We start from the raw sequence: 12,014 nt of genomic DNA on the forward strand, positions 1-12,014 counted from the left end.
TCCTATTCAATTGAAAATGATTATCATTTATAATATAACGGATAGAACCGGCTTTTGTAAACCGTTACGGAAGCTGAAGATGAATTGATTCGGCATACACGGCCGTTCCTGTCATCTCGATTTTCACCTTGCCGCCTTCCTCCGTGATCCTGATTTCCACTTTTCCGTCTTTCCCTATTTCCTGACCTTGTTCAATCGTGAGGCATTCGGCTTCAGAGCCCCCGTATTGCCGCATATAGGCCGCCATGACGCCTGAAGCGGTTCCCGTGACGGGGTCTTCGGTCGTTCCGGAAAAAGGAGAAGAAAAATGGCGTCCGTGCAGATCGCTTTCCTGATGAACGGTTTCCAGAGAAAAAGGATGGACGCTCGCTTTCGGAAGATCTTGCAATACAGCGGGAAATTGCGTGTTGTCCGGCACCATATTCCGTGATGCTTCCAGTGATTTCAGCGGAACAATCAATGTCCAGATCCCCGTTGATCCGTAAACAATCGGAAGCTCGCCGTGGAAATCCTCAGCCGTTATCCCGAGCGAAGCCGCAAGCTGTTCTTTGTCTCCCGTAAACGGCAGAAATTGCGGGGGAGCCTGTTCAAGCGTGATGTATACCCGCCCGTTTCGTTCAGCGGCTTTTACGGGAAGAATGCCGGCTTTTGTCTCAATCCGATACGTCTGATCAGCCTGAAGCCTTCCTTTTTCAATTAATGCGTAAAGAGAGGCAACTGTAGCATGTCCGCATAAATTCATTTCATGGCCGGGTGTAAAATAGCGGATGCGCAGATCGGCTTCTCCGCTTTTACAGAGAAATGAAGTTTCATTGTACCCTGCCATTTCGGCGATCATCTGCATCTCTTCATCTGAATAATCATCACCGTTAAAGACGATTCCAGCGGGATTTCCCAGATCAGGAATATCGGTAAACGCTTCATATTTAAATACAACTGCCTGTTTCATTCATCAGTCTTCCTTTCGTCTCATGGTATGTTATTCAGTATAACAAAAGAAAATTAGAATTTTTAGTTAATTACATTAAAGGAAAAAAAAGACGCCTTTTAACGGCGTCTTTTTTTTGTTTTTCCGATCAGGCGGGTGACGAGAAACATCGTGACAGACAGTGATCTGTTTTTGCGGTATGCCAAGTATTTCCCGCGCCATTCCGGTTTGTATTTTTCTTTAAAGGCCCGCAGCCCGCTGAAGCTGTACATATACCGGACGTTGTTGAAGATGACGGCTGCGATTCTTTCCGACCAGAAAGATGTAAAGGCCGTTCCTACGTTTGACAACGGCGCCATCCCCATATTAAAAGTGGTATAGCCTTTTTCCTGCGCCCAGAGAAACAGACGGATGAAAAGCGCGTCCATAATACCGTTCGGCGCGTTTTTCCGATAACGCATCAAGTCGACTGATATTTCGCCTTCCTGGTACATCGGCATCAGGTTGGCAAAAGCGATGATCTCCCCTTCTGTGTCTTTCACGTAAGCAATCGGGGCTTGTTCCAAATAGTCCCGATCGAAGAAACCGAGAGAAAAGCCTTTCTCTTTTTTCGGTCCGAGCCATTCGTCCGAAATGTCTTTCAGCTTGGCCATAAACTCGGAAGAAAACGGCGGTTCCCCGACATGAAATGTGTAGCCTTCGCGGTCAAATTTGTTGTTAATCGCCCGCAGCCCCGCTTTTTTCTTTCCTGACAGCGTAAATGCCTCCATATCCACGAGAGCTTCTTCTCCAAGCTTGAAGAAGTTATAGCCGAAGTCGTGGTACAGCGCCATGTCTTCACGTTCAATCTGATAAAACATGACACTCAGTCCCTGCTTATGCGCTTCGTTCAAAAATTCCTCGATCACCAGCGGAAAAGAGTCTTTCTGCCCTGACGGATCACCGAGCACGACAAGTCTTCTCGAAATCTGGCCGAACAATAAAAGCGCTTTGCCGTCGCTTGAGAAATAAAACCGCTTATCCCCGAGAAAGCCGAGATGGCTGAGCGCATTTCCGCCTTCTTCCGCCAAAAAGGTCTTCAGCCGTTCAGGATCGGCCTCTTCCCCGATCGGCTTCAATCTTTTATGATAAAAGACCGTAAACAAAAGGAAAAACAGAGGCACGACAATAATGGCCGTCATCGTCGCATATGTAATGTGCGAATTATTATGGACGAAGTAATCGTGGCGCAGCAGCCGATTCATTTTATCCCAAATAAAACCGGCAATGAGATTATAGTTAAACAAGGCGATAATAAACAGAGCGGCCGCAAAAATCATCTGGCCGAGTGTATACGATGCCTGTTCCCTGATAAACTGCCGCTTCAGCAGCACAAGCACGACGATGACGACAGGCAGAATAAAGATCGCACTGATGTTCATTCCTTTTAAGAAACTGAACACAAAACCGCCGACCAGCGCGGCGACCGCCATTGAATAAGAGCGTTTCGTCCGTTTATATAATTCAATCGGCAGAATTAATAGAATCAAAGCCGCGCTTAGCGATAACGCGTTAAACGCAAGGAGCGCCGGGCGCGGAATATGCGGAATGACCGTCTCTCTGTCGATCGGCAATGCGACGGACGCCAGCACGACCACTCCCGACACGAAAACCAAAAGCGACAGCGAACCGTAAAGCACTCTGATTAAGATCCCGCGCTGCAATACGAGAAGCACGTTCGTCGTTTCTACGGCAGGCGCCATCTTCGGATTTGATTCCAGCCGTTTCAGCGTGTTTTCCGTTAAGTCGCCGGCCGCAAAGAACAGCCCGAACACAAACGGAATAAATGAATACACAATCCGGTAGATGACGATGGATGTCACAACCGCTTCCTGCGGAAAGCCCATATTCTGCATGCCGAGCAGAAACAGGAGGTCAAACGAGCCTAATCCGCCCGGCACAAGGCTGATGATTCCCCCGATAGCGGCTATCGCGAATACACCGAATACATGGCGGACATCTGCGTGAATCCCCATGACATGCAGTGAATAATACATAACGACGGCCGCCGCAAACCATTCGGCAAACGAAGCTCCGATATAAGAAAAAATCGGATGCCTCAGTTTTGCTTCACCATCTTCCGTTCGAGCTTTTTTATTGTTGATCCAAGCGGCGATTAAGGCCACCGGCACAATAAGCGCCACGCCGGCGATAACAGCCCACAGCCACGGCTTCTCACCTGTGATTTCGCCCACCGGCAGCACCCGGGCGACAGTCAGAATACTGAAGACTGACAGCCCGAGCAGCGCTGAAGAAGTAAGCCAGGCAATGCCTGCGACAAGTCGTTTTACGTCGTTCGTATGCTCTTTGTACAGCATCGTCCGCAGTCCGACGCCTGCCAGACCCCCGAATCCAAGGACATTGTTAAAGGAATTGGCGATAAAGGAAACCCTGAACACTTTCCAATTCGGAATGTTGAGCCGCAGCGCCCGTTTCAGCACAAAGTCGTAAAAGGACATCGCACTGACGGCAAGGAGGCCGAGCAGAACGAGGATAAATAAATCGTACCGCTCAATCCCGTTAATAATGTACAGCGTGCGTTTAAAAGAAAGATCTGTCAATTCCTTCTTCGACTGATAAATGACTAAAAGCAAAACTGCAATAGGAAATAATACTTTTAATATCGATAAGGCATTCTTTTTAGTCAGCAATGTTCTCTCCAATCATCATAAAATAGCTTATTTATTATAATTCCCCCAATAATCTCCAACATATTATACACTACCACCTCCTATTCAAACAAAACTCGTCTGCAACTTTCTTTCTCAGATGAAAATCAGTAATATGGTATGAAGGAGTATGAATGAGGAAGTGAGACGATGGATTATAACCTGCATGATACAACGGTCTTGGGCGGCGATATTTTTTCTCCTGAGGAACGGGATATTTGGGTGCTGTACATGAAAGTGATGACGTCGGCTGGACTCGGCGATGTGTCAGAATGGATGAAGCTTGATATGAGCATGCCGCAAATGAAGGTGCTGATGCTTCTGAACAACCATGGGACGCTGAAGGTGAGTGAAATTGCAGAAAAAATGGGTGCTTCCCTTTCAAATACGACGGGGCTGCTTGACCGGTTGGAAAAATCGAGTTTCGTTACACGCGCCCCGTCAGAAGAAGACCGCCGTTCAGTCGTCGTTCAATTAACGGAAAACGCGAAAAACATTTTCCGCAGCCTTTATCAAAAAGGACATGTAAAATTGAAGCGATCATTGGAAACGCTGACTGCTGAAGAAAAACAAACGGTTAATCAAGGGCTCGCCATTTTGGCAAAAGCGCTGGAATCCTCCAAACAGGCATAGAGATGAAAAAGGCCTGCCGTATCGGCGGCCTTTTTTTATTTGACATTTAATTCATTCAAAGTGAATAATATATTTTAAGTGAATTAAAATGAAAGGATTGATCAGTATGCCGGGACGAGTGCAAACAGGAAAAAACCAGAGCTGGGCCATCACCCTTTTTACGATCGGTGTGTTCATGGCGGCGCTGGACAACGGAATTATTTCCGCTGCTCTGACGACGATTAACAGGTCTTTTGATATTTCTCCTTCATGGGGATCGTGGGGCGTGACCCTTTACACATTGGGACTCAGTGTCAGTGTGCCGATTGTCGGCAAGCTGTCGGACCGCTATGGACGGAAAAAACTGTTTATGATTGAAGTCGGACTGTTCGGTCTTGGCTCTTTGCTTGTCGCACTCAGTCAGAGCTTCCCGATGTTTTTGGCGGCGCGGCTCATTCAAGCCTTTGGCGGCGGAGGAATTTTTATTATCGGCAGCTCACATGTGCTGGCTGTGCTTCCGAAAGAAAAACAGGGAAAAGCTCTCGGGCTTTTAGGGGCGATGAACGGTATAGCGGCCGTCCTCGGACCGAATATCGGGAGTTTTTTGCTTCATATAACCGGGTCGTGGCATTGGCTGTTTTTGATTAATCTGCCGATAGCCGCCGCTTTGGTTGTGTGCGGCGGTTTGTTTATCGCTGAAACGAAAGAGCCTGAGGCGAAAAAGCTTGATCTTGCCGGCACGATGATGCTGTCTCTGGCAATCTTATCTTGCATGATCGGTATCACAAACCTCGATGGGGCAAAGCTGTCAGAAAGCATAATGGACGTGAAGGTGTACGGATATCTTCTGGGGGCGGCACTTCTCTTTTGGGCGCTGCTTAAGGTTGAAAAGCGGGTTGAAAAACGCGGGGGCGATCCGATTCTCGCCTACTCGCTGCTGCAAAATAAAGTGTTTCAATGGACGCTCGTCATCGGGTTTTTATCGGGCGGGCTGCTTGCTGCGGTCATTTTTATTCCTTCTTATGCGGAGCAGTATTTGCACGTATCGGCGGAGAAAGCGGGTTATTGGATGACACCGCTCGCGTTGGCATCAGGCATCGGCGCATGGCTCGGCGGGGCGGTCACGGATAAAAAAGGGCCGGTCTTCTCTGCTGTTGTATCAGGCGCTATCGCATTTGCCGGCTTCAGCCTGTTTCCGTTATGGGTGACGGATAAATGGGAATTTGTCACGGCGAGTGTCATTGCGGGGATCGGTTTCGGATTCCTGCTCGGAGCTCCGCTGAATGTGCTTGTATCAGAAACGGCGGGCCAAAACAAAGGGACGGCGCTCGGCACGCTTTCCCTCGTGAGGCAGGTCGGGCTGACGCTCGCCCCAGCCTTATATGCCGGCTTCATTACAGCCGGCTTTGACCGGATCGGAGATGACATCAAAAACCGTTTAGCAAAAAGCGGTGTTCCTGCTGACCAGGTGCAATTGCCCGATATCAGCGGCGGGCTTTCTTCGTTGCAGGAACAGGTAAGCCGAATCCCCGTTCCCGCCGTCAAAAAAGCGGTTTCTGATGCGATTGAAGCAGGCATTGCCAGCGGCTATCATCACCTTTATACGGCAGCCGCTGTCATTTCGTTATGCACGGTTGTGTCTGCGGCTGTTTTGGCGTTTTTCCGGAAGCCGGCATCCTCTAAGACAAACGCCAGTCCATCCGCCGGCAAAGCTCAGTAATATGGGCGATATGATGTTCAGAATGCCAGACATATAATCCGAGCGCTTGTTCCAGCGTAACCGTCTCTTTGGATACAGGATGGAAGTATCTCCGTTTGTATTGGGCTTCCGTCATGGAGCGCAAAAGAGCGGCCCACCTTCTGTGCAGGATTGTTAACAGCTCAAGCGTATCCCCGCAAGCGGCGGTTTTTGAATCATGAAGATCGGCCCAGCCGTTTTCATCATAGGGACGGATTTCCGGTTCATCTTCTGTTAAAGCCAATTTAAACCGGGTATAACCGTTCATGTGGCTGTCCGCCAGATGGTGAACCACTTGACGGACAGTCCATCCCCCTTCGCGGTACGGCGTATCGAGCTGATTGTCCGACATCGCTCTGACAGCTTGTTTCAGTTTGGCCGGAGCGTGTTCCAGCGCATTGATCCATTCTTGTTTCTGTCCGGCCGAATCGATTCAGCCGGCTGATATTCTCCAATCGGATAGCTGAGGGTTTGTTTTTCCATTTTTGTCTCTCTCCCGTTGATCGTATTATGAAAGTATGATGGTGATGTCGCAGCCTTCCGCTTTCGCTTCACGAAAGACTTGAAGCACACTCTCTGCGCCATTTTCTGTAAGCTGCTTGCTTTGTTCAAACTGTCTCCATTCTAAAACGAGGGGATACTCGACCCAGCCGGTCAGACAATCCCATAAAGCGTCAAGGTTTTCACCGTAGTATTCAGGAAGGGCAAGCTCCTTTTTCAATGTCTGGTGCAGGTCGCTCATACTTCTGATTTGTTCCCCGTTAATGATTGCTTTTTTCATGTGCGGCTCCTTTCTCATGATTTTATTCTATCAGTTTACCATTTTCCTCTTCAGAAGTGACCGGAGTCTGCCGCGGTTCCAGCTGGACGATGCCTTGCCCGCCGTCAACGGCCACCCTGTCCCCCGTTTTCAGTTTTGACGTTGCATTTCCGCACCCGACAACAGCAGGAATCCCCAGTTCCCGGGCGACGATCGCCGCGTGGGACAAAGGGGCGCCGACGTCCGTTATGATAGCAGCCGCTCTTGGAAAAAGCGGGGTCCAGCCTACATTAGTTGTCGAGGTCACTAAAATTTCCCCCGCCGCAAAAGAATCCCCGTCTTCCGGGACATCAAGGACACGGACAATGCCCTCCACTCTCCCGGCCGCTCCCGCGAAACCTTTTAAAGTATACGCATCATCAGTTTCCGCAGGCATAAAAGCATCGTAATAATCCGCTCTTCTGTCAGGATCCTCAGCCCATTTAAACGGATTGAATCTTCCGTTAATAACGGATGGGAACGGCGGCAGTTTTTTATAAGTTTCATAGTTTTGCTTTCTCGCTTGAATCGACGCAACCGCCGGCTCTTTCCCCGCGAGCAGATCGGTTATTTCATGCAGATACAAGAAGAAAATATCGTCCTTCATGCCGGTCATTTCCGCCGCTCTGAGCGCGAATGCTCTGGCTGTCCGGTACACCCTGACAAATTCGGATCTGGTTGTTTCTCTAATATTCGCGTAATCTGACGCTTTTTCCATTTTGGCTTTGAGCCATTTGACCTTATGAGGAAACTTTTCTTCAAATCTTCGGAAGGCCTGTTCATGCGCCCGCTGCTGTTTCAAAAGCAATTGTTCGGCATCAATACCCGACTCCTTGTGTTCTTTGATCTGCTTCGTCAGCCAATCCCGGTTTTCTCCCGGATGCGGTATGGAAAGTTCGTATTCATGCGGGCCTCGGTGGCCTTGGTTCCTGAGATATTCTTCCTCGCTCATACGGCCTTTCATGACTTGATCAATGCCGATAATCGGCTCCAGGCTGGCCAGTCCGCCTTTTCCCCTCAGATTGGAAAGCAGGAGATTCGCATCTTCTATGCCTGCGAGTTTTGTTAATTGAGAGGTTAACGACGAAGAGGATTGCGCAGAATCACGCCCGCCGGATATTAACGCAAACCACGCATTGCACAAATACGGATAGATCTCATTGTTCCATATCGCTAATAATGCCCGCTCCGTTTCGGCACGTTTCAGCTTTTCCTCAATATTCCGGCACCACTCCGGCGATTCGTCCAAGTAGGAGGACATGTTTTTTTTTGCGTGCTTCATTTTCGACAGATACGGTTTCAGTTTTTTCGAGATGATCTTCAAAAGTTCATACTTTGAGAACGGATATAAAGGAATCTTCATTTCCGCCGGGATTTCTCCCAATGTATCGCTCATCATTTTTCCTATTTTACCGCCTTTCGGATTCAGACCGAAAGCGGCGAGAACGGAAAGAGGCTGGCTCATATTGTTATAGGCTCTTCCGCAAATATTGCCGGACCAGACATAATAGCCCGGAATAATGCCCGACTCTTCATCCAGATTCCGGAGGAGCGACCATGTCAGCGGCGTCATCACATCGGGAATCGCTTCTCCTATATTTGTGTTTGTCCATAAAAAATCACCGCTGAAAGAATCATTCCATTCATAGGTTTCCAGATTTCCGGCTTGTAAGGTCGTAATCGGGCGGGATTGAAGAATATACAATGTCCCGCCCGCGGCGGCCCATTCAATATCCTGCGGCCCTCCAAGTTCTTTTTCCAGCTTTTTCGCCAGTTTATAGAGCTTTGACGCATATTTACGAAATTCCCCGGGGCCGTCATATTTTTTCTTGGGCCGTGCCAGTTTAAAAGAAAAGGCATCGGCTTCCCCGGAAACGAGCTGCTCCCCGAGACCGTAGACGTAATTGCCTGTCATCTCCCGCCTGCTCCCCGTAATCGGATCTGCGGTAAACAGCACTCCGGATATCTCAGACGGTATCATCAGCTGGATGACGATTGCGATTTCATGCTCATCTTCCATTCCCTGAACGGCGCTGTACGCTTTTACCCTTTCTGACTGTGCCGATCGGCAGACTTCATCAATCGCCCCGGATATGTCTTGATCTGTTTTGACATTCAACACCGTATCGAATTCTCCGGCAAAGGAAGCCTGAGCGGAATCCTCGCTCAGCGCAGATGAGCGTACGGCAAACAACGCAGATGCATGGCGGCTGCGGATGGAATTCACATATTGATCAATAGCCTCTCTCGCCTGATGGCGGAGCTGTCCGTCCTGAAAGGCTGACGGCAAAATCACAAATCCTTCAGGCACAGGATACCCGCTTTGATACATTTTAGAGAGAATGCTTCCTTTTCCTCCCGCAGAGAAATAAAGTTCGGCCGGAAGTTCTCCGAATGTTTTGACACAGTCATTCATAATGTCCCCGCTCCTTTTTAGTCGTTCATCCAAGCTCTCCGTTTTTCTCTTTTTCACTTTTTTTGAAAGTATTTCCTATAAGTATACAATATATCGGTCTTCACAAGGGAGAAAATCGATGGCGTTATTTTGTCATAAATGCATCCGGTCAAAACGGACGCAGGCGGGGGTCTTCAGCCAGTGAACGCGCTATTAAAATTAGAGATAGGCTGCCCGATACTGCTTACCTGGCATTCGCTGTCGGCTTGCCCGGGGGGCTTTGTATGCAGGATGTACAACTATCCGTCCTCGTGCCGGATAAAGCGGACCCGCATCAAAAAGGCGGCCGAAACGCCGCCTTTTTTTCAGACTGTGCGGCCTTGATGCGCCGCCGTATTTCTTTTAATCTGCTTCGGCTGATACACTTTCCCGACAAACAAGTATCCGTATCTGAAATGGTTGCACCCCCAAGATATGAAAATGGGACCGAGCGTGCAGATCAAAAATAACAGAAGGATGGCAGCCGGCAAAGGCATTGACCGCAAATAGCCTTCCAGGAGGTATCCGCTGATTAAAAAGTAGGAGTGCAGCAGATAGATTGAAAACGAATAGTTGCTGATCATCATCACAATCGCGGGCACTTTTTTGAGCTTTGAAAACAGATGAAAACACAGAAAGATCATACTGACCGCGTAAATCATAATATCCGGACGCTTAGAAGAAATGGACCCGCCGCTGGTATATGAAACGGCCACAATCAATATGGCCGATACGGCCGCACTGAAGTAAACCGCATAACGGTACTGATTGATGAGCGCTAAAAAACGCCGGTATTCCTTTCCGCAATAAAATGCCAGACAGAAATAAAACAGCCAGCCCGGAAACGGAACCCAAAAGAACGGAAAAATAGAATCAAGCCCCGATGAAGCAGGCGGACGAACGATTGAAAAATAGGCCAGATAGACGGCATTGATGATAAACGAAACAGACAGCACCCACACGGGAGATGTGTTGTTCAGCCAGCGGTGCAGCAGCATATGGAGAATATAAAATTGAAAGATCACAAGAATGAAGTAGCCGATGAAGTTTCCTAAAAAGACATTTTCTAAAAATTTACCGAACACTGAAACGAAACCGGCTCCCTCTTCTGCGACACTTTTCATTAAGATGGCATCCACCGCGGCGATAAACAGAAACGGCACGAAAATAACTTTTCCCCTTTTCTTTAAGAATCCTGCAGGGACGCCTTCCGGATAGGACCTGGCAAGCAAAAATTCCGAGATAAAGATAAACGCCGGCGTGCTGAACATCAGCAAAGTCCGGAATGCATCAACCGTACGGGCGGCGCTTGCTAAGGACTCTTCCTGAATCATCAGCACCATTGACACCACGTGCAGCAGAACGACACTTAAGCAGGACAGGCAGCGGATCACGAAAATTTCTTTTATCTGCATGCGGCCGCTCCTTTTTCACAAGCGCGGCGGACTTTGGCGTATGCCTGGCGCAGCCGCTTTTCCCGCAGCTCGGGTGTGCTCGTTTTAACTGAGGACATAAAGTTCCGTTCGGCTTTTTGAATGCCGCAAAATTGCAGAATTCCTTTTTTCAGCGTAATCCAGTCCGCGTTTTTCCGGAACCACTTTAAGTGCCGGTTCGGGGAGTCCGCCGTATAAAACACCTGTGCCGTCTCTGCCCGCAGCAGGCCTTTTACGCGGCCGTTTTCAAATGTATAGGCTTCTCCGGCGACAAGCACTTTGTCAAAAAAGCCTTTCATAATCGCCGGAACGCCTCCCCACCACAGCGGGTAGATGAAAATGAGATGATCCGCTTCTTTCATCAGTTTCCGGTATCTCTTCGTTTCAGCGTCCCTTTTCATATCCGTCCGCTTTTTTTCATCTCCGGCCTTCAGCACGGGATCAAATTGATCGGCGTATAAGTCAATGACAGTATAGCTTTTGCCGCTGTCCTTCAAAGCCATGGCGACGTATTTTACGATAGCCGCATTGAAGCTGTTCTCATCCGGGTCTGCATACACAATCACCGTCTTCATATGTACCTCCCAGTATTTCTTAATTTTTACAATGATTATATCATGATGTCTTATGAATAAGGCAAAGACATGATGAAAGGGGTTTCAAATCTGTATGCGGCTGAAACCAAAATCCAATCCCGAAGTCTTTCTATGATCAGGATTTCCGCATCCGGCATTTCTACGTTTTTTCGCAGCCGTGTGGTATACTAGCTGTCAAATGAATGGGCTTGGAGGACAACATGAGAATTTTAAAGTACGCGATTTTAGGGCTTTTAAGAAAAGGCGAATTGAGCGGATATGATATATCGAGCTATTTTAAAGAAGAGCTCGGCCAGTTCTGGAGCGCAAAGCACAGCCAGATTTATCCGGAATTGAAAAAACTGACGGCTGAGGGGTTTATTACGTTCCGCACTGCGATTCAAGGAACGAAGCTTGAGAAAAAAATGTACACGCTGACCGGCAATGGAGAACGGGAGCTTGCCGCCTGGCTGACGAAAAAAGATCCGATTCCGGAAACAGTGAAGGATGAATTTATGCTGAAGGCTTATTTCATCTCAGCTTTGACCCGGGAGGAAGCGGATGAGCTATTCACCGATCAGCTCGTAAAGCGGAAGGAAAAATTGTCCGACTTGGAAAACAGTTATCACGAACTGATGACATCGTCCGAGGATGCGGATTCATTTTCGTCTCCCGATTTCGGCCATTATCTCGTGCTGACAAAAGCGCTTGAGCGGGAACGCAATTACATTTCCTGGCTTGAAGATATTTTGGCTCTCATCAAAAAAGCATAAACAAAAAAACGGGC

Annotated in this window: 9 protein-coding genes and 1 pseudogene; 3 read left to right on the forward strand and 7 right to left on the reverse strand. The window is 48.4% G+C overall.

Features of this window, described 5'->3' with window-relative positions:
• Positions 1-64: 64 nt before the first annotated feature.
• Both AC1DN5_RS17620 and mprF read right to left on the reverse strand, forming a co-directional pair.
• Complete coding sequence (locus AC1DN5_RS17620; RefSeq protein WP_016936724.1) at positions 65-949, reverse strand: PhzF family phenazine biosynthesis isomerase; 885 nt, start codon at positions 947-949, stop codon at positions 65-67.
• 98 nt (positions 950-1,047) lie between these two features.
• Positions 1,048-3,618, reverse strand: a complete 2,571-nt coding sequence (gene mprF / locus AC1DN5_RS17625) for a bifunctional lysylphosphatidylglycerol flippase/synthetase MprF (RefSeq protein ID WP_366970042.1) — start codon at positions 3,616-3,618, stop codon at positions 1,048-1,050.
• Between the two features lie 168 nt (positions 3,619-3,786).
• Here mprF and AC1DN5_RS17630 point away from each other — a divergent pair, with 168 nt between their 5' ends.
• Complete coding sequence (locus tag AC1DN5_RS17630; RefSeq protein WP_016936726.1) at positions 3,787-4,269, forward strand: MarR family transcriptional regulator; 483 nt, start codon at positions 3,787-3,789, stop codon at positions 4,267-4,269.
• Positions 4,270-4,375: 106 nt separating this feature from the next.
• Positions 4,376-5,968 (forward strand): MFS transporter, encoded by a 1,593-nt coding sequence (locus AC1DN5_RS17635; protein WP_366970043.1) that lies wholly within the window; start codon positions 4,376-4,378, stop codon positions 5,966-5,968.
• Here AC1DN5_RS17635 and AC1DN5_RS17640 read toward each other — a convergent pair.
• From AC1DN5_RS17640 to AC1DN5_RS17660, 5 genes and pseudogenes are all read right to left on the reverse strand, one after another.
• A pseudogene (locus tag AC1DN5_RS17640) lies at positions 5,928-6,469 on the reverse strand (YfiT family bacillithiol transferase). The gene AC1DN5_RS17635 and the pseudogene AC1DN5_RS17640 overlap by 41 nt on opposite strands.
• Positions 6,470-6,494: 25 nt before the next feature.
• On the reverse strand, positions 6,495-6,767 hold the full coding sequence (locus tag AC1DN5_RS17645; protein ID WP_016936729.1) for a ribonuclease inhibitor Barstar: 273 nt from the start codon (positions 6,765-6,767) through the stop codon (positions 6,495-6,497).
• Positions 6,768-6,789: 22 nt separating this feature from the next.
• Entirely contained in the window at positions 6,790-9,201 is a 2,412-nt protein-coding gene (locus AC1DN5_RS17650; protein ID WP_366970044.1) for a PEP/pyruvate-binding domain-containing protein, read from the reverse strand.
• A gap of 344 nt (positions 9,202-9,545) precedes the next feature.
• Positions 9,546-10,634, reverse strand: coding sequence for an acyltransferase family protein (locus tag AC1DN5_RS17655; protein WP_366970045.1), 1,089 nt, complete (start codon positions 10,632-10,634; stop codon positions 9,546-9,548).
• On the reverse strand, positions 10,625-11,227 hold the full coding sequence (locus tag AC1DN5_RS17660; RefSeq protein WP_016936733.1) for an NAD(P)H-dependent oxidoreductase: 603 nt from the start codon (positions 11,225-11,227) through the stop codon (positions 10,625-10,627). Before AC1DN5_RS17660 ends, AC1DN5_RS17655 begins: the two co-directional genes overlap by 10 nt.
• A 221-nt stretch (positions 11,228-11,448) precedes the next feature.
• On the opposite strand from AC1DN5_RS17660, the gene AC1DN5_RS17665 reads away from it, so the two are divergent.
• Complete coding sequence (locus AC1DN5_RS17665) at positions 11,449-12,000, forward strand: PadR family transcriptional regulator (protein WP_016936735.1); 552 nt, start codon at positions 11,449-11,451, stop codon at positions 11,998-12,000.
• The last annotated feature ends 14 nt before the right edge of the window (positions 12,001-12,014 follow it).

This window comes from Bacillus sp. 01N42_2 (assembly GCF_056399565.1).